This is a genomic window from Egibacter rhizosphaerae, from assembly GCF_004322855.1.
GTDB classification, from domain to species: Bacteria; Actinomycetota; Nitriliruptoria; order Euzebyales; family Egibacteraceae; genus Egibacter; species Egibacter rhizosphaerae.
Genome location: NZ_CP036402.1, coordinates 2,864,735 through 2,886,419, shown reverse-complemented (window position 1 = coordinate 2,886,419; position 21,685 = coordinate 2,864,735). Strand labels below are relative to the sequence as shown.

General features: G+C 71.5%; 30 protein-coding genes. 5 read left to right on the top strand and 25 right to left on the bottom strand.

Translation table 11 applies throughout. The features are described 5' to 3' along the window. Positions 1 to 54: 54 nt before the first annotated feature. On the bottom strand, positions 55 to 1,404 hold the full coding sequence (locus tag ER308_RS13555) for a class-II fumarase/aspartase family protein (protein ID WP_131155483.1): 1,350 nt from the start codon (positions 1,402 to 1,404) through the stop codon (positions 55 to 57). A gap of 63 nt (positions 1,405 to 1,467) precedes the next feature. Continuing rightward, the gene (locus ER308_RS13550) at positions 1,468 to 2,148 is read right to left on the bottom strand and encodes a GntR family transcriptional regulator (RefSeq protein ID WP_165492076.1); all 681 of its coding nucleotides are present in this window, start codon (positions 2,146 to 2,148) and stop codon (positions 1,468 to 1,470) included. Between the two features lie 112 nt (positions 2,149 to 2,260). On the opposite strand from ER308_RS13550, the gene ER308_RS13545 reads away from it, so the two are divergent. Together ER308_RS13545 and ER308_RS13540 are read left to right on the top strand one after the other, a co-directional pair. Further along, positions 2,261 to 3,136, top strand: a complete 876-nt coding sequence (locus tag ER308_RS13545) for a hydroxypyruvate isomerase family protein (protein WP_205745614.1) — start codon at positions 2,261 to 2,263, stop codon at positions 3,134 to 3,136. Next, positions 3,133 to 4,083 carry an NAD(P)-dependent oxidoreductase gene (locus ER308_RS13540; protein WP_205745613.1) on the top strand — a complete coding sequence of 317 codons (951 nt, stop codon included), beginning with the start codon at positions 3,133 to 3,135 and terminating at the stop codon, positions 4,081 to 4,083. The genes ER308_RS13545 and ER308_RS13540 overlap by 4 nt, the downstream gene beginning before the upstream one ends. On the opposite strand, the gene ER308_RS13535 is transcribed toward ER308_RS13540, so the two are convergent. Further along, positions 4,026 to 4,544, bottom strand: a complete 519-nt coding sequence (locus ER308_RS13535) for a carboxymuconolactone decarboxylase family protein (protein WP_131155480.1) — start codon at positions 4,542 to 4,544, stop codon at positions 4,026 to 4,028. The genes ER308_RS13540 and ER308_RS13535 overlap by 58 nt on opposite strands. Positions 4,545 to 4,688: 144 nt before the next feature. On the opposite strand from ER308_RS13535, the gene ER308_RS13530 reads away from it, so the two are divergent. The 3 genes from ER308_RS13530 (at position 4,689) to ER308_RS13520 (ending at position 7,264) form a co-directional block, all read left to right on the top strand. Continuing rightward, positions 4,689 to 5,474, top strand: a complete 786-nt coding sequence (locus tag ER308_RS13530; protein WP_131155479.1) for an SDR family oxidoreductase — start codon at positions 4,689 to 4,691, stop codon at positions 5,472 to 5,474. Between the two features lie 10 nt (positions 5,475 to 5,484). Beyond that, positions 5,485 to 6,735: an MFS transporter gene (locus tag ER308_RS13525; protein WP_131155478.1), complete on the top strand. Its 1,251-nt coding sequence runs from the start codon at positions 5,485 to 5,487 to the stop codon at positions 6,733 to 6,735. 97 nt (positions 6,736 to 6,832) lie between these two features. Next, positions 6,833 to 7,264: a universal stress protein gene (locus tag ER308_RS13520; protein ID WP_131155477.1), complete on the top strand. Its 432-nt coding sequence runs from the start codon at positions 6,833 to 6,835 to the stop codon at positions 7,262 to 7,264. 255 nt (positions 7,265 to 7,519) lie between these two features. Here the strand turns inward: ER308_RS13520 and glmM are convergent, their stop codons facing one another. From glmM to rplX, 22 genes are all read right to left on the bottom strand, one after another. Then, positions 7,520 to 8,869, bottom strand: a complete 1,350-nt coding sequence (glmM, locus tag ER308_RS13515; protein ID WP_131155476.1) for a phosphoglucosamine mutase — start codon at positions 8,867 to 8,869, stop codon at positions 7,520 to 7,522. Between the two features lie 16 nt (positions 8,870 to 8,885). Next, positions 8,886 to 9,272 carry a 30S ribosomal protein S9 gene (gene rpsI, locus ER308_RS13510; RefSeq protein ID WP_131155475.1) on the bottom strand — a complete coding sequence of 129 codons (387 nt, stop codon included), beginning with the start codon at positions 9,270 to 9,272 and terminating at the stop codon, positions 8,886 to 8,888. 36 nt (positions 9,273 to 9,308) lie between these two features. Then, complete coding sequence (gene rplM / locus ER308_RS13505; RefSeq protein ID WP_131155474.1) at positions 9,309 to 9,743, bottom strand: 50S ribosomal protein L13; 435 nt, start codon at positions 9,741 to 9,743, stop codon at positions 9,309 to 9,311. Between the two features lie 239 nt (positions 9,744 to 9,982). Next, positions 9,983 to 10,744 carry a tRNA pseudouridine(38-40) synthase TruA gene (gene truA, locus ER308_RS13500; RefSeq protein ID WP_205745612.1) on the bottom strand — a complete coding sequence of 254 codons (762 nt, stop codon included), beginning with the start codon at positions 10,742 to 10,744 and terminating at the stop codon, positions 9,983 to 9,985. Positions 10,745 to 10,841: 97 nt separating this feature from the next. Beyond that, on the bottom strand, positions 10,842 to 11,414 hold the full coding sequence (gene rplQ, locus ER308_RS22945) for a 50S ribosomal protein L17 (protein WP_131155472.1): 573 nt from the start codon (positions 11,412 to 11,414) through the stop codon (positions 10,842 to 10,844). A 64-nt stretch (positions 11,415 to 11,478) separates the two neighbouring features. Continuing rightward, positions 11,479 to 12,429 carry a DNA-directed RNA polymerase subunit alpha gene (locus ER308_RS13490; protein WP_131155471.1) on the bottom strand — a complete coding sequence of 317 codons (951 nt, stop codon included), beginning with the start codon at positions 12,427 to 12,429 and terminating at the stop codon, positions 11,479 to 11,481. Positions 12,430 to 12,504: 75 nt separating this feature from the next. Next, on the bottom strand, positions 12,505 to 13,131 hold the full coding sequence (rpsD, locus tag ER308_RS13485; RefSeq protein ID WP_131155470.1) for a 30S ribosomal protein S4: 627 nt from the start codon (positions 13,129 to 13,131) through the stop codon (positions 12,505 to 12,507). 37 nt (positions 13,132 to 13,168) lie between these two features. Beyond that, positions 13,169 to 13,570, bottom strand: coding sequence for a 30S ribosomal protein S11 (gene rpsK, locus ER308_RS13480; RefSeq protein ID WP_131155469.1), 402 nt, complete (start codon positions 13,568 to 13,570; stop codon positions 13,169 to 13,171). A gap of 7 nt (positions 13,571 to 13,577) precedes the next feature. After that, a complete protein-coding gene (gene rpsM, locus ER308_RS13475; RefSeq protein ID WP_131155468.1) occupies positions 13,578 to 13,964 on the bottom strand; it encodes a 30S ribosomal protein S13 in 387 nt (128 codons plus the stop codon). 97 nt (positions 13,965 to 14,061) lie between these two features. Beyond that, positions 14,062 to 14,175, bottom strand: a complete 114-nt coding sequence (rpmJ, locus tag ER308_RS13470; protein WP_131155467.1) for a 50S ribosomal protein L36 — start codon at positions 14,173 to 14,175, stop codon at positions 14,062 to 14,064. Between the two features lie 246 nt (positions 14,176 to 14,421). Continuing rightward, complete coding sequence (gene map, locus ER308_RS13465; RefSeq protein WP_205745611.1) at positions 14,422 to 15,333, bottom strand: type I methionyl aminopeptidase; 912 nt, start codon at positions 15,331 to 15,333, stop codon at positions 14,422 to 14,424. Then, the gene (locus ER308_RS13460; protein WP_131155466.1) at positions 15,330 to 15,905 is read right to left on the bottom strand and encodes an adenylate kinase; all 576 of its coding nucleotides are present in this window, start codon (positions 15,903 to 15,905) and stop codon (positions 15,330 to 15,332) included. The genes map and ER308_RS13460 overlap by 4 nt, the downstream gene beginning before the upstream one ends. A 114-nt stretch (positions 15,906 to 16,019) precedes the next feature. Continuing rightward, positions 16,020 to 17,321 carry a preprotein translocase subunit SecY gene (gene secY, locus ER308_RS13455; RefSeq protein WP_131155465.1) on the bottom strand — a complete coding sequence of 434 codons (1,302 nt, stop codon included), beginning with the start codon at positions 17,319 to 17,321 and terminating at the stop codon, positions 16,020 to 16,022. A 22-nt stretch (positions 17,322 to 17,343) separates the two neighbouring features. Continuing rightward, positions 17,344 to 17,808 (bottom strand): 50S ribosomal protein L15, encoded by a 465-nt coding sequence (gene rplO / locus ER308_RS13450; RefSeq protein WP_131155464.1) that lies wholly within the window; start codon positions 17,806 to 17,808, stop codon positions 17,344 to 17,346. Then, entirely contained in the window at positions 17,805 to 18,251 is a 447-nt protein-coding gene (gene rpmD / locus ER308_RS22835; RefSeq protein ID WP_205745610.1) for a 50S ribosomal protein L30, read from the bottom strand. Before rpmD ends, rplO begins: the two co-directional genes overlap by 4 nt. Then, positions 18,244 to 18,822 (bottom strand): 30S ribosomal protein S5, encoded by a 579-nt coding sequence (rpsE, locus tag ER308_RS13440; RefSeq protein ID WP_131155463.1) that lies wholly within the window; start codon positions 18,820 to 18,822, stop codon positions 18,244 to 18,246. Before rpsE ends, rpmD begins: the two co-directional genes overlap by 8 nt. Before the next feature lie 100 nt (positions 18,823 to 18,922). Then, complete coding sequence (rplR, locus tag ER308_RS13435; RefSeq protein WP_131155462.1) at positions 18,923 to 19,285, bottom strand: 50S ribosomal protein L18; 363 nt, start codon at positions 19,283 to 19,285, stop codon at positions 18,923 to 18,925. Positions 19,286 to 19,382: 97 nt separating this feature from the next. Then, entirely contained in the window at positions 19,383 to 19,919 is a 537-nt protein-coding gene (rplF, locus tag ER308_RS13430; RefSeq protein ID WP_131155461.1) for a 50S ribosomal protein L6, read from the bottom strand. Between the two features lie 68 nt (positions 19,920 to 19,987). Continuing rightward, positions 19,988 to 20,386, bottom strand: coding sequence for a 30S ribosomal protein S8 (gene rpsH / locus ER308_RS13425; RefSeq protein WP_131155460.1), 399 nt, complete (start codon positions 20,384 to 20,386; stop codon positions 19,988 to 19,990). Between the two features lie 116 nt (positions 20,387 to 20,502). Next, entirely contained in the window at positions 20,503 to 20,688 is a 186-nt protein-coding gene (locus ER308_RS13420) for a type Z 30S ribosomal protein S14 (protein WP_131155459.1), read from the bottom strand. Positions 20,689 to 20,752: 64 nt separating this feature from the next. Continuing rightward, positions 20,753 to 21,328, bottom strand: coding sequence for a 50S ribosomal protein L5 (rplE, locus tag ER308_RS13415; RefSeq protein WP_131155458.1), 576 nt, complete (start codon positions 21,326 to 21,328; stop codon positions 20,753 to 20,755). Between the two features lie 11 nt (positions 21,329 to 21,339). Next, a complete protein-coding gene (gene rplX, locus ER308_RS13410; protein ID WP_420826164.1) occupies positions 21,340 to 21,684 on the bottom strand; it encodes a 50S ribosomal protein L24 in 345 nt (114 codons plus the stop codon). Position 21,685 lies beyond the last annotated feature (1 nt).

Genomic DNA, 21,685 nt, shown 5'->3' with positions numbered 1-21,685 from the left:
CTTCGGGACCTTCATAGTCGGGCACCCGAACTATCCAGAACCACGACACGGCTGTCAACCAGTGGTCGCGGGCTCGTCGGCGGACCGCGACGGCGGACAGACCCGATCGACCATCGCGACGGCGGCCTCGGTCAGGGGCTCGGGATCGAACAGCCCGTCGATCTCCGAGACGCCCAGCACCGTGGCGACCTCCGGGTGCGCGTGCAGGGCGTCCCGCAGGTGCCCGCCGTGGTCGGTGGCGCTCCGCGCGGCCGCGGACACGAGGTCGTGGGCTCGCTGGCGCCCGATCCGGTCGGCGAGCACCATCATCGCGCGCTCGCTGAACACCCCGCCGCGGCTCGCGTCGAGGTTCGCGCGCATGCGTCCGCGGTCCACCGTGAGTCCGGCGAACACCTCGGTGGCCAGTTCGAGCATGCGGTGGGTGTGACCGAAGACGCGCGGCAGGTAGTCGACGTCGACGGTGTAGACGGCCTTGTCGCGCTCGTGCAGCGAGCCGAACCCCGAGAGGCCGGTCCGCACGTCGCCCAGGACGAGCTCGCCGAGCGTCCAGATCGCCTCGCAGGTCGCGGGGTTGTGCTTGTGCGGCATCGTGCTCGAACCGACCTTACCGGCGTGGGCGGGCTCGGCGACCTCGCCGACCTCGGTGCGCTGCAGCGCGACGACCTCCGCGGCGGCGCGCTGCACGGCGCCCGCGACCATCGCGACCACGAACGCCAGATGGGCGGCGCGGTCGCGGCTCGTGTGCCACGTGATCAGCGCCTCGCCGAGGTCGAGCTCGTCCGCGAGGGCGGCGCGCACCTCGAGTCCGACCGGTCCGAGCGACGCGAGCGTTCCGGCGGCCCCGCCGAACTGCACGACGAACGTCTCGGTCCGCAGGCTCGCCAAGGTGCGGGCGTGGCGGCGCAGCTCGTCCACCCAGACGGCGACCTTGTAGCCGAACGTGATCGGCACGGCCTGCTGGCCGTGGGTGCGCCCGGCCATCGGCGTCCCGCGGTGGGCGCGGGCGAGTCCCTCGAGGATGTCGATCAGCCGGGCGAGGTCGCGGCTGAGCAGCTCCTCGGCCTCCGCCAGCCGCAGCACGAGCCCCGTGTCGAGGACGTCCTGGGTCGTCGCGCCCCAGTGCACGTACTCGCCGGCCCCGCCCGCGCACCGATCGGCCAGCGCCCGCACGAGCGGCATCACGGGGTGCACGGCGTGACGGATCTCCGCGCGCAGGGCGTCGAGGTCGTACTCGTCGACGCGGGCGCGCGCGGTGATCTGCTCCGCAGCCTCCGAGGGGACGAGCCCCAGCCGCGCCTCCGCGCGGGCGAGGGCGGCCTCCACGTCGAGCCAGGCCTGCACCTCGCGGGCGTCCGTGAAGCAGGCGGCCATCTCGTCGGTCGTGGCCGTCCACGCGATGCTCATGCAGGCTCCTGGACCCGTGCGACGAGGGCTGGCGAAGGTGGAGTCGCGGAAGGCTCGCGTGGGTCAGCTCGCCCCGCGCTCGACGATGTCACGGCGGTGCGCGGCAGCGCTCATGATGTGCTCGCGCATGATCTCCTCCGCTCGGTCTCCGTCCCCGTGCTCGAGGGCGACGATGAGCTGTTCGTGCTGCTCGTTGAACTCGTCGGTGATCGCCGGGTCGTTCATCAACGTGAGGCGGGTGGGGATCATGCGCCACAGGGACTCCGAGTGCTCCGCCACGAGGTCGGAGCCGCTGCGGCAGATGAGCAGGTGCAGCTCGCGGTTCCAGGCTCCGAGCTGCTTGCGGTCCTCGATCGACGACGCGGCCACCGTGCGCTCGTGCAGCTCGCGGGCCCGCGCGAGCTGCTCGTCGGTCATGCGCCCCGCGGCCAGGCGCGCACCGAGCGCTTCGACGGTCGCCCGCAGCTCGTACAAGTCGCCCAGGTGCTCATGGCTGAGCTCGTTGACCGTGGCCCCACGGTGCGGGGAGTAGCTGACCGACCCCTCGGCCTCGAGCAGGCGCAGCGCCTCGCGCACCGGGGTGGGACTCACCCCGAACCGATGGGCGAGGTCCGACTGGCGCAGCGGATCGCCCGGTTGCACCTCGCCGCGGGCGATCTCGGCGCGCAGACGCTCGAGGACGTAAGCCGTCTTGCTCGTGGGCGGGCCGGGGAGCCCGCTCACCAGAGCGTCGTCACTGCTCATGCGTACCCCCGCGGCTACCTGCCACCCTCTCGGCCGGACACGCCGGGAAGCGAGCCGCTCGTCTCGGCGGAAACTGGCGCTCAGTATATCTTGTAGAACCGTATGGCAGCGGTTGCCGGACGGAGCGAGCATCTCCCATCCATCCACCCACCCCAACATCTCCACCCTCTTCACCGAGCTCCCGTTCGAACACCGAGTCGGCGCAGCCGCCGAAGCGGGATTCGACGAGGTGGAGGTCTGGTGGCCCTTCGATCGGCCCGATCCTGGCGACCGCGCGGTGGACACGTTCGTCACCCGGTGTCGGGAGGAAGGGGTCGGCCTGGCCGCCCTCAACCTCGACGGGGGTGACCTCACCGCCGGCGAGCGCGGCCTGGTCTCGCTGCCAGGGGAGGAGAGCCGGTTCCGCGCGAACCTCCCGGTCGCCGTGGAGCTGGCCGAGCGCCTCGGCTGCCGGGTGCTGCACGCGCTGTACGGCAACCGTGTACTCGGCGTCGATCCCGCCGCGCAGGACGAGATCGCGACCGAGCGGCTCACGCTCGCCGCGCGTGCGGCCGAGCGGATCGGGGCGAGGGTCGTGGTCGAGTCGCTCAACCCCACCGACAATCCCCACTATCCCCTGCGCACCGCGACCGACGTGTGCACGGTTCTCGACCGCGTGGCGGCGGCCACGGGCGCCCGGCTCGCCTGGCTGTGCGACCTCTACCACGTCCAGCGCGGCGAGGGCGATCTCATCACCACCATCCGACGGCACGCCGACCGGATCGGTCACGTGCAGGTCGCCGACGCGCCCGGCCGCGGAGAGCCCGGAACGGGCGAGATCGCGTTCGAGCGGGTGCTGCCCGAGTTGACCCGGGCCGGGTACGAGGGGCGGATCGGACTCGAGTACCGTCCGAGCACGACCACCGAGGAGGGCCTCGCGTGGCTGCGTCAGCGCGGCCTCGCGCCCGCCGTGTCGGGCGTGCCGCACGACGAGCAGGAGGAACCGTGACGACCTACGGATTCGTCGGCCTCGGGGTGATGGGTCGCCCGATGGTCCGCAACCTGCTGCGGGCCGGCCACGACGTCATCGTGCACAACCGCTCCCCCGAGCCGGCGCGGACGCTGGCGGCCGAGGGAGCGCGCACCGCCGACGACCCACGGGAGGTCGCCGCCGGCGCAACCCACACCGCCCTGTGCGTGGCCGATCCGGACGCGGTGCGGGCGGTGGCGCTCGACTCGGACGGGCTGCTGGCCGGCGCGCCTGCCGGTGGGGTCATCGTCGACCACAGCACCATCGACCCCGAGACCACCCGCGTGCTCGCGGAGACCGCGTCGGCGCGCGACGTGGCGTGGGTGGACGCGCCGGTGAGCGGCGGCGAACAGGGGGCGATCGACGGGACGCTCACGATGATGGCGGGGGGCGACCCGGCCGCGGTGACCGCCGTTCGCCCGATGCTCGAGGTCAACGGGGCCACCGTGCGCCACGTCGGCCCGGTCGGGACCGGACAGACGGTCAAGGCCGCGAATCAGTTGCTGGTGGGCGGGACGCTCGCCCTGGTGGCGGAGGCCGTGCTGCTGCTCGAGGCCGCCGGCGCCGAGGTGACTCCCGCCCTCGAGGCGCTCGCCGGCGGGCTCGCCGGGAGCGCCGTCCTCGATGCGAAGGGCGCGCGCATGCACGCCCGGGAGTTCGCCCCCGGGGCACGGGTCGACCTGCACCGCAAGGACCTGGGGATCGCGCTGGAGATCGCGCGGGAGCACACGCGGCCCGTGCCGCTCACCGGCCTGGTCGCCCAACTCTTCGACGCCGCGGCCGCACGGGGTCACGGGGGTGACGATCACGCGGGCGTGCTGCGCGCGCTGGAGGCGCTCGGCCCGCCCGGGGGCACGGACGCTGAGCCTCAGGCGTCGGCGGCCCCCACCTCGAACGCGTCGAGGAACCGGCCGACGGCGACGTAGTAGGCCGCTGTGGCGGCGACCTCCACGAGGACGCGTCGGTCGAGCGTCGCGCTGGCTCTGTCGAACACGGCGTCGTCGACGGTCCCTGTGGCCACCGCCTCCGCGAACGCGAGCACCGCCTCGTCCCCGGCATCGAACCCGGCATCACGCCACTGCGGCAGGGCGGCGAGCTGCTCCGGCGCCACCCCCGCTCGCTCCGCCAACGGGGCATGGTTGGCCCATTCGTAGTCCGCGTCGAACAGGGCCGCGACGAGACAGGTCACGAGCTCGCGGGTGCGCTCGTCGAGGGAGGTCTCCCACCGGATGGCGGTGCCGAGACCGCACCAGGCCGCCGCCACGTTCCCGGCGTGCAGCAACGTCCGGTACAGCGTCGAGATCCGTCCCGTGCGCAACTCGCGGATGCGCGCCACCGCCTCCGCATCGGCGTCCGGACCATCGACGGGCGCGGGTGGGATCCTCATGCTGGGTCCTTTCCTGCCGGGATGCGGACGGGCCCCCCGACCGCATCCGGAAGGCTAGCGGAAAAGCTATGGGGCCCGTACTATTTTGTGGGCGGCTCCCACGAGCGCTCGCCCGGCCCCGATCCGTCGGACGTGAGGAGAACCATGGCAACCACGACCACCCCCACCGCCCTCGTGATGGCGGGCAGCAAGGGCCTCGGCTACGCGAGCGCGGAGGCGCTGGGCCGCAGCGGCCACACCGTCGCGCTCTGCGGACGGGACAGCGACGCGCTCGGCGCCGCCGCGAGGCAACTCGAGGAGGCCGGCATCGAGGCGCTGCCGGTGACCGCGGACGTCGCGGACCCCGACGCGCTCTCGCAGCTGTTCGCTCGGGTCGACGACGCGCTCGGGCGGCTGGACGTGCTCGTCGCGAACGCGGGCGGCCCCCCGGCGGGGAACTTCGACGACCTCGACGACGCTGCGTGGGAACGGGCCTTCGAGCTCACGTTCATGAGCGCGGTGCGGTCCATCCGCCACGCCCTGCCGCGGTTCCGTGCCGTGGGCGGTGGCCGGGTGATCGTGATCGGCTCGTCGAGCGTGCGGCGCCCGATCCCGGGGCTGACGAGCTCCAACGCGATGCGGCCCGGCCTCGCCGGGCTCGTGAAGTCCCTCGCCACCGAGTTGGGCCCCGAGGGCATCACCGTGAACATGGTGTCGCCGGGGCGGATCGAGACCGAGCGCACACGGACGCTCGACGCCGCCGCGGCCGAGCGGGAGGGCAGCACCTCCGAGGACATCCGCGCGCGCACGGTCGCCGGCATCCCGATGGGACGGATGGGCGAGCCGCACGAGCTCGGTGCCATGGTCGCCCACCTGGCCAGCCCCGCGTCGGCCTACGTGACGGGGCAGAGCATCCTCGTCGACGGAGGGCTCGCTCCCACCCTCCCCTGAGGAGATCGAAATGCGGCTCGGACGGTTCCAGCTGGGTGTGAGGACGAGGGACGGCGAGGGCGTCGGCTTCGACCCGGCGCTCATCGCGCTGTCGCTCGCGATCACGATCGTGTGCACGCTGCCGCTCTGGCTCACGGGCGCGCTCGCCGTGCAGATGCGTGCCGAACTCGGCTTCTCGATCGTCGCGCTCGGTGGCGCCGTCGCGGTGTTCCGCGTCGCGGGCGCCGCCTCGTCCGTGCCGCTGGGACGCCTCGCCGATCGGCTCGGCCCCGTTCCTGCCCTGCGCATCGCGGCGGGCATGGCGGCGGCCTCGGGTCTGGGCATCGCCGCGTTCGCACACGACTGGCTCGTGCTCGTCGCGTTCCTCGCGCTCTCGGGCGCCTCCAACGTGCTCGGGCAGACCGCGGCGAACCTCACGCTCGTCCGCACCGTCCGGGCCGGACGACAGGGAATCGCGTTCGGGGTCAAGCAGTCGGCGCTGCCGGCCGGCTCCCTCGTCGCTGGCCTCGCGGTCCCGCTCCTCGCGCTGACCATCGGATGGCGCTGGGCGTTCGTGCTGGCCGCGGTCCTGGCGCTCGCGGTCGCGGCCGTGGTCCCCGCCAACCGTACGGAGCGGTACGGCACGTCCAGCGGCGCGAGCAACCGCGTCTACGGCCGCCGCCCGCTGGTACTCCTCGCCCTCGGGTTGTTCTTCGGCATGGGGGCGGCCGGTTCGCTCACGACCTACATCGTCGAGAGCGCCACCGTTTTCGGCTTCGCCGAGGCGGCGGCCGGCCTGCTGCTCACCTTCGGCAGCGCGCTGTCGATCGGGGCGCGGCTGATCGCCGGCGCGCGGGCGGACCAACGCGGCGGCCGCCACCTGCACGCGGTCGGGCTGATGCTGCTCGCCGGATCGGTCGGCTACGTGCTCATCGCGGTGGGCACGCCCGCCGCGGTCCTCGTCGGCGCCGCGCTCGCGTTCCCGTTCGCGTGGGGCTTCAACGGCGTGTTCTGGCTGGCGATCGTGCGGCTCAACCAGGCGACTCCGGCCAGCGCCACCGGCCTGCTCATGCCCGGCGGCATGCTGGGAGGCGTCGCCGGGCCGCTCACCTTCGGTCTCCTGGTCGACACGTTCTCCTATCAGGCCGCCTGGCTCACTGCCGGCGGATGGGGCCTGCTGGCCGGGCTCTGCATGTTGCTCGGGCGCTGGCTCCTGCGCATCGACCTCGGCGCGAGCGACGCGGCCGGGGCCCCGCGCCCCGCGGCCGGGACCACGAGCTGATCGGCACGGGGGCGGCACGGACCCCGGTTACAGGCTCACCAATCTCCTATAGGATCTCGCGGCCGGAGCGTCCGTGTCGGCCCCGAACGGAGAAGGCATGCAACCGTCAACTGCGCTGATCGGGTGCAAACCCGACCGCGATCCCCGCCCGCTGCTCGCGCTCGCGCGCTGGGTCGTCGAGCCCCCGGCAACGCTGCATCTGGTGTCCGCGGTCCGGGTCGACACCGAGGAGAACCAGCGGCAACGCCTCGACGGGGTCCAGCGCCACCTCCAACCGATCGCCGATGAGCTCGAGCGGGAGGGGTTCTCGGCGCCGATCCAGGTCGGCATGGTGGCCGTCTCCCCGGGCAGCGACTTGGTCCGCACCGCAGAGCAGCGCGCAGCCGACTTCATCGTGATCGGCCTCACCAAGCGGTCCCGAGTGGGCAAGGCGCTCATGGGCAGCGAAGCGCAGCGGGTCCTGTTGAGCGCGCCATGTCCGGTGCTGTGCGCCAACTCCGGCTGGGTGGAGCAGGCGTCCACCGCCTGACCCCGCGCGCCCTGAGACCGTGCGATCCGGACGCGACACGCGCGGCCGTGCCGGGCCGTCGGGCCAAGACGGCCGCCTGCCCACCGCCGAGCGACCAGCGGGCACCGACGGGCGCTGCCCACCGCCGAGCGACCAGCGGGCACCGACGGGCGCTGCCCACCGCCGAGCGACCAGCGGGCACCGACGGGCGCTGCCCACCGCCGAGCGACCAGCGGGCACGGACGGGCGCTGCCCACCGCCGAGCGACCAGCGGGCCTAGCCGTCGGGCTCCCCGCCGAGTTCGGCCACGACCCGCTCGGCGACACGGTCGGCCGCGTCACGGGCGCTGGTCTCGCTGTCCGCCTCGACCATCACGCGCACGAGGGGCTCGGTCCCCGAGGCGCGGACGAGCACGCGGCCACGCCCGTCCAGCGCGGCCTCCTCGTCGCGAACCGCGCCCCAGACCCCCTCGGCGGCACCGAGGCGGTCGCGGTCGACACCGCGGACGTTGACGAGCACCTGCGGCAGCTGCTCCATCACCGTGGCGAGCTCCGAGAGCTTGCAGCCGGTCTCCGTCATGGTCGTGAGCAGCCGCACGGCCGAGAGGATGCCGTCCCCCGTGGTGGCCTGATCGGCGAAGATGAGGTGGCCGGACGGCTCCCCGCCCAGCAGGTGACCGCCTCGGCGCATCGCCTCGAGCACGAACCGATCGCCGACCTTGGTCTCCTCGACCGCGATGCCCTCCCGCTGCATCGCGAGCTTGAAACCGAGGTTGGTCATGACCGTGGTCACGACCGTGTCCAGGCCGCGCTCCGCCCGCAGCCGGGTCGCGAAGATCGCGAGCAGTTGGTCGCCGTCGACGACCCTCCCGGCCTCGTCGACCGCGATCAAGCGGTCGGCGTCGCCGTCGTGGGCGAGTCCCAGGTCGGCGCCCCGCCGGCGGACGGCCTCCCGCAGCGGCTCGGGATGCGTCGAGCCGCAGCCCGCGTTGATGTTGCGACCGTTCGGTTCGGCGTGGATGGCCTCGACGTTCGCGCCCAACGCAGCCAGCACCTGGGGCGCGAGGTCGCTCGCGGCCCCGTTCGCGCAGTCCACGACGACCTCGAGTCCGTCGGCGCGCACGCCCGCGGACGCGGCGACCAGATGGTCGCGGTAGGGCGCGAGCACGTCCACCGGACGTTCCACGCGGCCGAGGTCGACACCGGTCGGGCGGTCCACGCGCTCGCCCTCGAGCAGCTCCTCCACCCGCCGCTCCTGCGCGTCGTTCAGCTTGTAGCCGTCCGCGCCGAAGAACTTGATGCCGTTGTCACCGACGGGGTTGTGGCTGGCGCTGATCACGGCCCCGGCGTCGGCCCTCGTCTCGAGCGTGAGATACGCGACCCCGGGGGTGGGCACCACCCCGAGCTCGGTGACGTCGCCCCCGGCGGAGGCGAGGCCGCTGGCCAACGCCGCCTGGATCATGTCGCCGCTGGCCCGCGGGTCGAGGCCGATGAGCACACGCGGCCGGTCGATCCCACGTTCCCGCAGCGTGCCCACCAAGGCGCGGCCCAGCGCGAGCGCGAGCTCCGGCGTCAGCTCGGTGTTCGCGACGCCGCGGATCCCGTCGGTACCGAAGAGCTTGCCCACGGGCACTGACCGTCGGCTAGCGCTTCGAGTACTGCGGAGCCTTGCGGGCCTTCTTGAGGCCGTACTTCTTGCGCTCGACCTCGCGGGCGTCGCGCGTCAACAGCCCCGCCTGCTTGAGGCTGGGCCGCCAATCCGGATCCTCGCCCTCGAGGGCCCGGGCGATCCCCAACCGCAGTGCCCCGGCCTGACCCGCCGTGCCGCCACCGCGAATGTTCGCGACGACATCGAACCGCTCCTCGGCCTCGGTGACCTGGAACGGCTCACGCACGGTGCCCTGGTGCGCCTCGACGGGGAAGTACTCCTCGAGCGAGCGCCCGTTGATCTCGAACCGGCCGGTGCCGGGGCGCAGGCGCACGCGCGCGACCGCGCTCTTGCGGCGGCCGGTGAAGATCTTGTCCGCCATCTCACGTTCCTTTCGGCGACAGCTGCCGCGCGTCGACTAGAGGTGCTCGGGCAGCGGCTGCGGCTGCTGCGCCTCGTGGGGGTGATCGGGTGCCGCGTACACCTTCAAGCGCTTCAGTTGCGCGCGACCCGGGGTCGTGCGCGGCAGCATGCCCTTGACGGCACCGCGCAGCAGGTCCTCGGGCTTGGTTTCGAGGACACGCCCGAACGGCAGCGACACCAAGCCGCCCGGGTAGCCCGTGTGGCGGTGCCGCATCGACTGCTCGGCCTTGTGGCCGGTCAGCTCGACCCGATCGGCGTTGACGACGATGACGAAGTCGCCGACATCGGCGTGGGGCGCGTAGATCGGCTTGTGCTTGCCGCGCAGGACGTGGGCGAGCCGCGACGCGAGACGACCTAGCACCTCGCCGTCCGCGTCGACGACGTACCAGGCGCGCTCGATGTCGGTGGGGCGGGGCGAGTACGTGCGCATCGTGAAGGCTCGAATGCTCGTGTTGGACGGATCGGACTGGACTGCTCGTGCCGGCGAACGGCGGGTGGTGGTATCGACCACTCGGCGGGCCGAGCCTCCGCGCAGCCGGCGGTGCGGTCACCCGGCCCGACGGCGCGCAGCCCGGACCGGCCCGGGTCGGCGCTGCGATTGCGCGCACGACGACGGCACCGCGCCGCACCGACCCACTACAGTACGCGCCCGCGCGACGGCGGTCAACTTCACCCTGGTGAGGTCCGGCGGCCACCATAGGAGACCCCCTCGAGCACGAGCCCGTGTGGGGGGGCGACCTGGCCGACGACCTGGCGGTCCCGGGCGGCCAGTGCCTCGGCGACCCAATCGGCCCCGCGCGCGCCGCGCCCGACGCGCAGCAGGCACCCGGCGATCGAGCGCACCATTTGATGGCAGAACGCCGGCCCGGCGACATGCAGCTCCACCAGGCCGCGAGGACGCCGCCGGACCCGCAGCGCGTCGACCCGGCGGACGAGGTGTTGGTCCCCGCGGCGGCGGCAGAACGAGGCGAAGTCGTGCTCGCCGATCAGATGCCGGCCTCCCGCGTTCATGGCCGCCACGTCGAGCGCCGGGGGGCCGACGTGCCAGACGGCGATCCGGTCGAGCGGGTCCAGGGCGGGGCCGTCGCACAACCAGTACCGGTAGCGCCGCTCGGTCGCCGAGAAGCGCGCGTCGAAGGTGGCGGGGACCACGCGCACGCGCCAGATCGTGATCTCCGGACCCAGCATCCGATCGAGGGCCCGCCGGGCGCGTTCCACGTCGCCGAGCAGGCGGGCGTCGGTGGGGACGTCGACGTGCACGGTCTGCGCCCGAGCGTGCACACCCGCGTCGGTGCGCCCCGCCACGGTGATCGAGACCGGCCCGGCGAGCCGCTCGAGCGCGGCGGCCAACTCGCCTTCGACGGTGCGGTGTCCGTCCTGTGCCGCGAAGCCGTGGAACCCCGAACCGTCGTACGCGAGGTCGATGCGCACGCGCCGGTACGGGGCCGCTCGTGCCGCCAGGGTCAGCCCTTGGACTCGTCCTCGTCGTCGCCGACGGACTGCTCGGAGGCGTCGGCCTCCTCGGCCTCTACCCCTTCGACGTTCTCGTCGGTCGGGTCGCCCACGGCTGACTCGTCAACGGGGGCCTCGGCTTCTTCGGCATCGGCCTCGGGCTCCTCCGCGGTGGCCGTGGCGGCCGCCGCGGGCGCGGCCCGGGCTCCCCCGGTCGCCTCCTCACGCCGCGACCGGCGCAGGCTCCAGCGGCGCCCGCCCCCTCGCGCACGCTCTCGCCGCTGTCGCCGTCGCTGTCGGCGACCAGCTCGATCAGCGCCATCGGTGCGGCATCCCCCTTGCGGGGCCCCAGCTTCAGGACGCGCGTGTAGCCACCGGGACGCTCGGCGTTGGCCGGCCCGACCTCGTCGAACAGGCGCGCCAGCACCTCCTCGTCCTCGATGACACGGTTCGCGCGCCGACGGGCGTGCAGGTCACCACGCTTGCCGAGCGTGATCATCTTCTCGGCGAGGGGCTGGACGTGCTTCGCCCGTGCCTGCGTCGTGCGGATCCGCCCGTGGCGGATCAGCTCGGTGGTCAGGTTGGCCATCATGTGCTTGTGGTGGCCGGGGCTACCGCCGAAGCGGGGCCCCTTCTTGGGCGTCGGCATGGTCGTGCTCCCTCGTGCGTGCAGGCTCGTGGCGAGTGACGGGCGGTGCGGGCAGCCGTACGGGCTAGCCGCCGTAGTCGGAGAGCGAGAGCCCCATCTCGGCCAGCTTCTGCTTGACCTCCTCGATGGACTTCTGCCCGAAGTTGCGGATGTCGAGCAGGTCCTGCTCGCTCTTCTGGACCAGCTCACCGACGGTCGCGACGCCCTCGCGCTTCAGGCAGTTGTAGCTGCGCACCGACAGGTCCAGGTCCTCGATCGGCAGCATGAGGTTGGGGGACTGGGGTCCGGCAGCAGCGGTGTCGGCGCCGATGGACAGGCCGCCGGGGCCCGACTCCTCGAACCCGCTGAAGAGCCCGAAGAGGTCCTGCAGCGTCGATCCGGCCGACGCGAGGGTCTCCGGGGGACTGACCGAGCCGTCGGTCTCCACGTCGAGCAGCAGCCGGTCGTAGTTGGTCATCTGCTCGACACGGGTGGCTTCCACACGGTAAGTCACGCGGCGCACCGGCGAGTAGATCGAGTCGACAGGGATCACGCCGATCGGCTGGTCGGGGCGCTTGTTGCGCTCTGCCGACACGTAGCCGCGGCCCTGCTCGACGGTCAGGTACATCTCGACGCGTCCCTTGCGGTTGAGCGTCGCGATGTGATGATCGCGGTTGAGGATCTCGACCTCGCTCGGCGCGGTGATGAAGTCCGCGGTGATCTCGCCGGGACCCTCACCCCCGAGGAAGATCTCGACCGGCTCCTCGGAGTGGCAGCGCAGCACGAGATCCTTGACGTTCAGGATGATGTCGGTGACATCCTCCTTGACGCCGTCGATCGAGCTGAACTCGTGCAAGACCCCCTCGATGCGCACGCTCGTCACCGCGGCGCCCGGGATGGACGACAGCAGGGTGCGGCGCAGGCTGTTGCCGAGCGTGTAGCCGAAGCCTGGCTCGAGAGGTTCGATCGCGAACACGCTGCGCACGCCCTCGACGAGGGGTTCCTCGGTGATACCGGGTCGCTGAACGGTCAGCACGGGCCTCGGGCCTCCTCCTGACGGCGCGGGTAGGAGCGGCGGTCCGTGGCACGCCGGCCTCGGACCGTCGCTCGACTACTTCGAGTAGAGCTCGACGATGAGCTGTTCCTGCACGGGCGTGTCGATCTGGCTGCGCTCCGGCGTGTCGAGCACGGTGATCTGCAGCTTCGACTGGTCGGTGGACAGCCACCCCGGGATCGTCTTCGTGCCGATGATCTCGAGCGCGCCCAGGACGGCCTGGATGTCCCGCGACTTCTCCTTGATGGTGATGACGTCGCCGGCCTTCACCAGATAGGACGGGATGTTCACGACCCGACCGTTCACGAGCACGTGACGGTGGCGGACGACCTGCCGCGCTTCGTCCCGGCTGCGGGCGAGAGCGCCCCGGTAGACGACGTTGTCGAGTCGGCGCTCCAGGAACACCAGCAGCGCCTCACCGGTACGTCCGCGGTAGCGGCTGGCTTCCTCGTAGTAGTTGCGGAACTGCTTCTCGAGAACCCCGTAGATGCGCCGCGCCTTCTGCTTCTCGCGCAGCTGCAGCAGGTACTCGCTCTCGCGGATGCGCCCCCGGCCGTGCTCTCCCGGCGGGTAGGGGCGCTTCTCGATCGCGCACTTGGGACCCTCGCAGCGGGTGCCCTTGAGATAGAGCTTCTGCCGTTCGCGTCGGCAGAGCTTGCAGTCCGGTCCGGTGTAGCGAGCCATGGAACCCCTCGTGGTGGCGTGTGTCGAAAGCGGCGCGTCAGACGCGGCGGCGCTTCGGTGGCCGGCAGCCGTTGTGCGGGATCGGGGTCACGTCCTTGATGACCGCGACCTCGAGCCCGTTCGCGGCGAGCGAACGAATCGCGGTCTCGCGCCCCGAGCCGGGGCCCGACACGAACACGTCGATCTTGCGCATGCCGAACTCCCCCGCGCGCTTCGCGGCCTGCTCGGCCGCCAGTTGCGCAGCGAACGGGGTCGACTTGCGGCTGCCCTTGAAGCCGGCGTTGCCGGCCGTGGACCAGGTCAGCACGTGACCCTGCTGGTCGGTGATCGTCACGATCGTGTTGTTGAACGAACTCTTGACGTGGGCCTGCCCGTAGGCGACCTGGCGGCGATCCTTCTTCTTCTGGCGCCGCTCGCTGGACTTGCGCTGCTGAGCCATCGTCTCCTCAGTGCTTCCGCTTCTTCTGCTTGCCCGCGCCGCCGACGGTGGCCTTGCGGCCCTTCCGGGTACGCGCATTCGTGTGCGTGCGCTGGCCGTTGACCGGCAGGGCCCGGCGGTGCCGAATGCCCTGGTAGGAATTGATCTCGACCTTGCGCTTGATGTTCTGCTGCACCTCGCGGCGCAGGTCACCCTCGACCTGGAAGGCCCCGTCGATGATGTCCCGCAGCGCCTTGACCTGCCCGTCGTCCAGGTCGCGCACACGGGTGAGCGGGTCGATTCCGGCCTGCACGACGATCTGGCGCGCCGTCGGGTGGCCGATGCCGTAGATGTAGGTCAGGCCGACCTCGAGACGCTTCTCGCGCGGGAGGTCGACACCGGCGATGCGGGCCATACGCTCGCTCTCCTAGGTGCGGTGGGCTCGGGTGACGACTTGGTGCGGTGGGCTCGGGTGACGAGGGTGGCGGATCGGCGCGAACAGCGGACCGGTCCTAGCCCTGCCGCTGCTTGTGGCGGGGGTTCGAGCAGATCACCATGATCCGCCCGTGCCGGCGGATGATCCGGCACCGGTCACACTGGCGCTTCACCGAGGGCTGGACCTTCACGGCTTCTACCCTTGTCGTCGAACGGTTCTGGTGGACTCGGTCAGCGGTCGGCGCGAGGCGCCGCGATCCCAGGTGCGCGGCCTCAGACCGTGGCTCCGAGACCGGGTTGTCCGTCGAGGCTGGCACCTGCCCCACTGACGCCCTGCGGCTGGGACCATCGGCCGCAACGGCTCTCAAGACAACACGAACGGCCCAATAAGGCGGCAACATGTGGATGCCGCCCAGGGCCGACCTCAGACTCTAGCATCAGGCGCTACTGGCGTCCACGACGAGTTCGCGTCCGGGCACGCGGTCGGGCTCGTCGAGCGGGTACGTCGGTTCGTCGCGGCGTGCGGTCAGCACACGCGGGCCGTCGTCGGTGACCGCGACCGTGTGTTCCCAGTGGGCTGACAGCGCCCGATCGGCGGTGACGACGGTCCAGTCGTCCTCGAGCACCTCCGTGTCCGCGGTCCCGAGGTTGAACATCGGCTCGATCGCGATGACGAGGCCGCGCACGAGTTTGGGCCCCCGTCCGGCTCGCCCGTAGTTCGGGACCTGGGGCTCCTCGTGGAGTGCTCGGCCGAGGCCGTGGCCGACGTACTCCTTGACGACGCCGTACGCACGCGATTGGGACTGCGCCTCGACCGCGGCGGAGATGTCGCCGATCCGGTTGCCGACGAGCGCGGCCTGCAGGCCTGCCCACAGGGCGGCGCGGGTTCGGGCCACGAGCTCGCGGACCTCGGGAGGGGCAGCATCCTCGCCGCCCACGATCCAGGTAACGGCGGTGTCGCTGTGGTACCCGTCGACGATCGCGCCGGTGTCGAGCTTGACGAGGTCGCCGGCCTGCAGGATCACGTCGGACCGGGGGATCCCGTGCACGATCTGCTCGTTGACCGAGGTGCAGACGGACCCGGGGAAGCCCCGGTAGCCCTTGAACGAGGGTTGCGCACCGGCCCCGACGATCTCGCGCTCGGCGATGGCGTCCAGGTCCCCGGTCGACATGCCCGGCTCGAGGGCGTCACGCATCGCCTCGTGCGCCCGGGCGGCGACGGCCCCGGCACGAGCCATGGCCTCGATCTCCTGGGCGGACTTGCGGACGATCATCGGGGCGCCTTTCGGCTGGTCGGTGCGGGCCACTCCCCGCAGCTGGCGGAGGCGTTGGCGCGGTGTGCGGATCACGCCCCCTTGAGGCCTTGTAGCACCTTCTCGGCCCGCTCGCGCACCTCTTCGACGGTGCCGACGGCGTCGATGTCGCGCACGAGCCCGCGCTCGGCGTAGAAGTCCTCGAGCGGCGCGGTCTTCGAGCGGTACTCCACCAGGCGCTTGCGGATCACCTCGGCGTCGTCGTCGCTGCGGTGCTCCGCCTCGCGTCGGGCCTCGAGGCGGGCGAGCAACTCCTCCTCGGGGACCACGAAGCGTAGGACGGCGTCCAGCGGCGTGTCCCGCTCCTGCAGCAGGAGTTCGAGGGCCTCGGCCTGCGCCGTCGTGCGCGGATAGCCGTCCAGCAGGAAGCCCGGGGCCGCGTCGGGCTGGGCGAGGCGATCCTCGACCATCCGGTTGACGACGTCGTCGGGGACGAGCTCGCCGCGGTCCATGTAGGCCGTCGCCTCCAGCCCGAGCTGGGTCTCCTGCCCGACGTTCGCACGGAAGATGTCGCCCGTCGAGACGTGTGGGATCCCGTGATCGCGAGCGATCAGCTCGGCCTGTGTGCCTTTGCCCGCCCCCGGGGGGCCGAGAAGGACCAGTCGCACGATGTCTCCTCTTCTGTGTCGGCCGAACGACGACCGAGTCGTGGGTCGGCCCGGACGGCGCCCGACCCTGCTCGAGTACGTCGGGCGCGGGCCGAACGAGCGGACCGGCCGCTGCTAGCTGCGGATGAAACCCTCGTAGTCGCGCTGCAGGAGCTGGCTCTCGATCTGGCGCATCGTGTTCAACCCCACCCCGACCACGATGAGCAGCATCGCCCCGCCGAAGGGGAACGGCAGGCCCGCCGCCGCGGCGACGATCAGCGGCAGGACCGCGATGATCGAAAGGTAGATCGACCCGGCGCTCGTGATGCGGGTGAGCACGTAGTCGAGGTAGTCGGCCGTCGGCTTGCCCGGGCGGATCCCGGGGATGAAACCGCCGTACTTCTTCATGTTGTCGGCCACGTCCTGCGGGTTGAACGTGATCGCCGTGTAGAAGAAGGCGAAGAACATCGTCATCCCGAAGTACACCGCGATGAACCAGAAGCTCGGGTTCTCGGGGTTGAGGTGGCGCTCGACGAACTGCGTGAACGCGGGGTTGTCGATCAGCCCGGTGGTGAGCGACGGGATGAAGAGGATGGAGGAGGCGAAGATGATCGGGATGACGCCCGACTGGTTCACCTTGAGCGGGATGTAGGTCTGGCTGCCCCCGTAGGTGCGCCGTCCGACCTGCCGCTTGGCGTACTCGACCGGGATCCGCCGCTGGCCCAGCTCGACGAAGACGACGGCGACGATCAGCAGCAACCCCACGGCCACGGCGACCGCGAACACCATCTCACCGGCGGCCTGCAGGATCGCGTTGCCCTGGTTGGGGATCTCGGAGACGATCGCCGAGAAGATGATGAGGCTCATCCCGTTGCCGACCCCGCGCTGGCTGATGAGCTCGCCCAGGTACATGATGAGCGCGGTGCCGGCCGTCATCGTGAGGATCATCAGGGCCCGCAGCGGGATCGAGTCCTCGGGGATGAGCGTGATGCCGGCGGGCAACTGACCGAAGCCGAGCAGGTTGCCCTGCCCGATCATGACGATCAGCCCGGTGGACTGCACGAGCGCGAGCGCCACCGTGAGGTAGCGCGTCCACTGGTTGATCTTCTTCTGCCCGGTCTCGCCCTCCTTCTTCCACTCCTCGACCTTCGGGATCACGACCGTGAGCAACTGCATGATGATGCTCGCCGTGATGTAGGGCATGATCCCCAGGGCGAACACCGACAGCTGGTTGAACGCGCCGCCGCTGAACAGGTTCACCAGCTGGCCGGGTCCCTCGGCCTGTGCGCCCGCGAGGAACCCCTGCAGGGTCGCGAAGTCGACGCCCGGGGTCGGGATGTGCGCCCCCAGGCGGTAGACCGCGATGATCGCGATCGTGAAGAAGATCTTGCCCCGAAGGTCGGGGATCTTGAAGGCGTTGGCGAACGCGCGAAGCATGGGGTTTCCTCTGAGCGGGCGACTACCTGCGGCCGGTGGCCTCGCGGGACAGCTGCTCGGCCGAGCCGCCGGCCTCGTCGATCTTGCGGCGGGCGCTGCCGCTGAACGCGTGCGCGCGCACCGTCAGCGCGCGCGAGAGCTCCCCGTCCCCCAGCACCTTCACGGGGGCGTCGCCCTTGCGGACCAGCCCCGCTGCGTGCAGCTCGTCGGGGCCGACGGAGGTGCCGTCCGCGAACGCGCGCTCCAGCTCGCCCACGTTGACGGTCCGGTACTCGACACGATTCGGGTTCGTGAACCCGCCGATCTTGGGCAGGCGGCGCTGCAGCGGTAGCTGCCCGCCCTCGAAGCCGGCGGGCACCTGGCCGCGCGCCTTCGTGCCCTTCATCCCACGGCCGGCGGTCTTGCCCTTCCCGGCCGACTCGCCGCGCCCCTTGCGGGTGCGTGACTTGCGGGATCCCGGCGCGGGCTTCAAGTGGTGGATCTTCATCGGTCTGCCTCTTCGGCGTCCTCGGTGGTGTCAGCGGTGTCGTCCGCCTCGGCGTTCTCATCGTCGGCCGGCTCGTCGAGGTCGGCCTCCTCGAGTTGCTCGGGCACGGGGTCGACGTCGCCTTCGGACTCGGTCTCTGTCAGCGCGGCCTCCTCAGCCGCCGCGATCTCGGCCGCCTCGTCGTCGGCAACGGACTGGCCGGCGGGCGGGTTCCCGACCCCCTTCGGCTCCTGACCCGGCTCGAGGTCGAGGACCTCGCCCTCGCCCGGGTAGCGCACCTCGACGAGGTGAGCGACCTTCGCGAGCATCCCGCGTACCTCCGGCCGGTCGGGCCGGGTGACGGTCTGGTGCCGGCGGCGCAGGCCCAGCGCACGCAACGTGCGACGCTGCCCCTCCTGCTGCCCGCTCGTCGAGCGGACCTGGGTGACCTCGAGCTCACGCATCGGTCGGCGCCTTCATGTTCTCGAGCATCTTGCGGGGCAGGATCTCCTCCAGCTCCACGTCACGCAGCCGAGCGACCTCCTCGGGCCAACGCAGCGACTTGAGCGCGCTGACCGTGGCGCCGACCACGTTGAGGGCGTTGGCCGTGCCCATCGACTTCGCGAGCACGTCACCGATCCCGGCGGACTCGAGCACGGCGCGCATCGGCCCGCCCGCGATGACACCGGTCCCGGGCGCGGCAGGCTTCAGCACGACCCAGCCCGCATCGTCGCGGGCAGTGACCTCGTGGACGATCGTGCGCTGGATCATCGGAACCTTGAACAGGTTCTTCTTGCCCTCCTCGACGCCCTTCTGGATCGCCGCGGGGACTTCCTTGGCCTTGCCGTAGCCGACGCCGACGGTGCCTTCACCGTCGCCGACCACGACGAGCGCCGTGAAGGAGAAGCGGCGGCCGCCCTTGACGACCTTGGCCACGCGGTTGATCGCGACGACCTTCTCCTCGTAGGGGCTGCGCTCTTCCTCGCGCCCCCGACCGCGGCCGCCGCGGCCTCCGCGTCCACCTGCTGCTGCCATGGTTGCTCCCTGACCTTGATCTCCGGTTGTTGCGTGGTCGCTGGCTGGGTCGTGTGACGGGTGATGCCCGACCGCGCTCGGGGCGCGGCCGGGCTGGCGGCTAGAACTGCAGACCGGCTTCGCGGGCGCCGTCGGCCAGGGCCGCGATACGCCCGTGGTAGCGGTTGCCGCCACGGTCGAACACGACCTCGCCGATGCCGGCCTCGCTCGCACGCCGGCCGACCAGCTCGCCGACGGCCCGCGCGGCGCCAACCTTGCCGTCGCCCTCCGCTGCGACGCCGTCCTCGAGACTGTTCGCTGCCACGATCGTACGGCCCTCGCCGTCGTCGATCACCTGCGCGTAGATCGCACGGTTGGACCGGTAGACGTTGAGGCGTGGCCGCTCGGCCGTGCCCTGGATCTTGCCGCGGACACGCCGGTGTCGGCGCTCTCGTGCGCGGCGTTTGTCGGTCGTGTTCGTCATCACTGCCTCCTCGTCCGCGGCCGCCGGCCTCGTGCGGCACCGGCGGGTGCGCGGGACGCGAACGATCGAGCGGTCGGTCCTCGGGGGGACGGACGGGTCAGCCGGCGGCCTTGCCGGACTTGCGCCGGACTTCCTCACCGGCGTAGCGGATCCCCTTGCCCTTGTACGGCTCCGGCCTGCGTATTTTGCGGATGTCGGCGGCGACCTGGCCGACCCGCTGCTTGTCGGCTCCCGACACCACGATCTGGGTGGGGCTGGGGACCTCGAGGTCGATCCCGTCGGGCGCCTCGACGTCGACCGAGTGGCTGTAGCCGACCTGGATCTGCACCCCGCTGCCTCGCTTCTGCGCGCGGTAGCCGACGCCCACGATCTGCAACTCACGGCGCCAACCCTCGTGCACACCGTGCACCATGTTCGCGATGAGGGCGCGGGTGAGGCCGTGGCGCGCACGGCTCTCCTGCGAGTCGTCCGGGCGCTCGATGTCGACGCGACCGTCGACGACCTCGATCGACATCCCCGGGTCGACGTGCTGGGACAGCGTACCCTTGGGGCCGTCCACGGTGACCTCCCCCTGGCCGACGGTCACGTCGACCCCGTCGGGGAGGGTGATCGGCTCCTTGCCGATGCGGCTCATGATGCTTCGCTCCTCTCGCGTCACAGACATCGCCCACGGATCCGGGCCTTCCGCCCGTGACCGCACTGCTACCAGACGTAGGCCATTACCTCCCCGCCGATGCCCTGCTTGCGGGCCTCGCGGTCGGTCATCAAGCCCCGGGAGGTCGAGATCAGCGCGATCCCGAGCCCGCCCAGCACACGCGGCACCTCGTCGCGTTGGCAGTACACGCGCAGGCCCGGCTTCGACACCCGGCGGATGCCGTTGATGGCCTTCTCCCGTTGGGATGAGTACTTCAGCGCCAGCCGCAGCGTCGCCTGTGGCTTCGTCGGGTCCACCGCGAAGTCGCGGAGGTATCCCTCACGCTTGAGGATGTCCGCGATCGCCGCCTTCACCTTCGAGGAGGGCATGGAGATCTCCTCGCGGTAGGCGACGTTCGCGTTGCGGATACGCGTGAGCATGTCCGCGATCGGGTCGGTCATCGTCATCGTGCATCGCTCCTCGAGGGGTTGCGGGGACCGGCGGCGGGGCATCCGCTCGATGCCTCGGGACGCCCGGCCCCGTACTTCCCGTTGTCTGTGTGCGGTCGCGGGCGGTGCGCTCCCTACCAGCTCGCCTTGCGCACCCCCGGGAGCTCGCCCTTGTGCGCGAGGTCCCGGAAGCAGACGCGGCAGAGCATGAACTTGCGATAGACGCTGCGCGAGCGCCCACAGCGGCTGCAGCGCGTGTGCGCGCGCACCCGGAACTTCGGGGGGCGCGACGCCTGCGCGATGTTCGACTTCTTTGCCATTGACGGCTCCTGCTCGGATCACGGTTGCGGCGCGGCGGTAACGGTGGCCCCGCGCGGGGCCGACCTAGGAGGTCCGGTCGCTGAACGGGAACCCGTAGGCCACGAGCAGCGCGCGGCCGTGCTCGTTGTTGGTGGCACTGGTGACGATCGTGATGTCCATGCCGCGGACCCGGTCGATCGCGTCGTAGTCGATCTCCGGGAAGATGAGCTGTTCGGTCACGCCGAACGTGTAGTTGCCCTGCCCGTCGAAGCTGCGCGCCGGCAGCCCGCGGAAGTCGCGGATGCGCGGCAGCGCGACGGACAGCAGGCGGTCGAAGAAGTCCCACATGCGGTCGCCGCGCAGGGTGACCTTCGCGCCGATCGGCATGCCCTTGCGCACGCGGAAGCCGGCGATCGACTTGCGCGCGGTGGTCGCCACGGGCTTCTGCCCGGTGATCGTGGCGAGGTCGCGCATGGCACCCTCGAGCGCCCGCGCGTCCTGCACCGCCTCCCCGATGCCCATGTTCACGGTGATCTTCTCGAGCCGCGGCACCTGCATCACGTTGTCGAGGCCCAGCTGCGACTGCAGCTGATCGCGTAGCTCGTCGTGATACCGCTGCTTGAGCCGCGGCACGTAGTTGGTGGTCTCAGTGGTCGACATGGCGCTGGCTCCTAGAACGTCGCGTCGCAGGCGCGGCAATTGCGGTGCTTGACGCCGTCGACGAACTTGGCGCCGACGCGTGTCGCCTCCCCGCACTCCTCGCAGATCGGGAGCACGTTCGACGCCGGCAGCGGCGCTTCCTCGTGGACGATCCCCCCCTCGGTGGTCCCCGTGCGCGAACGCTGGATGGGGGTGTGCTTGGTCTGCACGTTCACGCCCTCGACCATGACACGGCCGTCGCTCGGCCAGACGCGCACGACCCGGCCGGTCGTGCCGCGGTCCTTGCCGGTGATGACCTTCACTCGGTCGTCCTTCTTGATGCGCTGCATAGCGTTCTCCTGCTCCCCATCGCCCATG

Bases quoted from the DNA above. Each gene is read 5' to 3' on its own strand.
- ER308_RS13555 (WP_131155483.1), bottom strand. From the start codon at position 1,404: ATGAGCATCGCGTGGACGGCCACGACCGACGAGATGGCCGCCTGCTTC.
- ER308_RS13550 (WP_165492076.1), bottom strand. From the start codon at position 2,148: ATGAGCAGTGACGACGCTCTGGTGAGCGGGCTCCCCGGCCCGCCCACG.
- ER308_RS13535 (WP_131155480.1), bottom strand. From the start codon at position 4,544: ATGAGGATCCCACCCGCGCCCGTCGATGGTCCGGACGCCGATGCGGAG.
- ER308_RS13530 (WP_131155479.1), top strand. From the start codon at position 4,689: ATGGCAACCACGACCACCCCCACCGCCCTCGTGATGGCGGGCAGCAAG.
- ER308_RS13525 (WP_131155478.1), top strand. From the start codon at position 5,485: ATGCGGCTCGGACGGTTCCAGCTGGGTGTGAGGACGAGGGACGGCGAG.
- ER308_RS13520 (WP_131155477.1), top strand. From the start codon at position 6,833: ATGCAACCGTCAACTGCGCTGATCGGGTGCAAACCCGACCGCGATCCC.
- rpsI (WP_131155475.1), bottom strand. From the start codon at position 9,272: ATGGCGGACAAGATCTTCACCGGCCGCCGCAAGAGCGCGGTCGCGCGC.
- rplM (WP_131155474.1), bottom strand. From the start codon at position 9,743: ATGCGCACGTACTCGCCCCGCCCCACCGACATCGAGCGCGCCTGGTAC.
- rplQ (WP_131155472.1), bottom strand. From the start codon at position 11,414: ATGCCGACGCCCAAGAAGGGGCCCCGCTTCGGCGGTAGCCCCGGCCAC.
- rpsD (WP_131155470.1), bottom strand. From the start codon at position 13,131: ATGGCTCGCTACACCGGACCGGACTGCAAGCTCTGCCGACGCGAACGG.
- rpsK (WP_131155469.1), bottom strand. From the start codon at position 13,570: ATGGCTCAGCAGCGCAAGTCCAGCGAGCGGCGCCAGAAGAAGAAGGAT.
- rpsM (WP_131155468.1), bottom strand. From the start codon at position 13,964: ATGGCCCGCATCGCCGGTGTCGACCTCCCGCGCGAGAAGCGTCTCGAG.
- secY (WP_131155465.1), bottom strand. From the start codon at position 17,321: ATGCTTCGCGCGTTCGCCAACGCCTTCAAGATCCCCGACCTTCGGGGC.
- rplO (WP_131155464.1), bottom strand. From the start codon at position 17,808: ATGAAGATCCACCACTTGAAGCCCGCGCCGGGATCCCGCAAGTCACGC.
- rpmD (WP_205745610.1), bottom strand. From the start codon at position 18,251: ATGCGTGAGCTCGAGGTCACCCAGGTCCGCTCGACGAGCGGGCAGCAG.
- rpsE (WP_131155463.1), bottom strand. From the start codon at position 18,822: ATGGCAGCAGCAGGTGGACGCGGAGGCCGCGGCGGCCGCGGTCGGGGG.
- rplR (WP_131155462.1), bottom strand. From the start codon at position 19,285: ATGACGAACACGACCGACAAACGCCGCGCACGAGAGCGCCGACACCGG.
- rplF (WP_131155461.1), bottom strand. From the start codon at position 19,919: ATGAGCCGCATCGGCAAGGAGCCGATCACCCTCCCCGACGGGGTCGAC.
- rpsH (WP_131155460.1), bottom strand. From the start codon at position 20,386: ATGACGATGACCGACCCGATCGCGGACATGCTCACGCGTATCCGCAAC.
- ER308_RS13420 (WP_131155459.1), bottom strand. From the start codon at position 20,688: ATGGCAAAGAAGTCGAACATCGCGCAGGCGTCGCGCCCCCCGAAGTTC.
- rplE (WP_131155458.1), bottom strand. From the start codon at position 21,328: ATGTCGACCACTGAGACCACCAACTACGTGCCGCGGCTCAAGCAGCGG.
- rplX (WP_420826164.1), bottom strand. From the start codon at position 21,684: ATGGGCGATGGGGAGCAGGAGAACGCTATGCAGCGCATCAAGAAGGAC.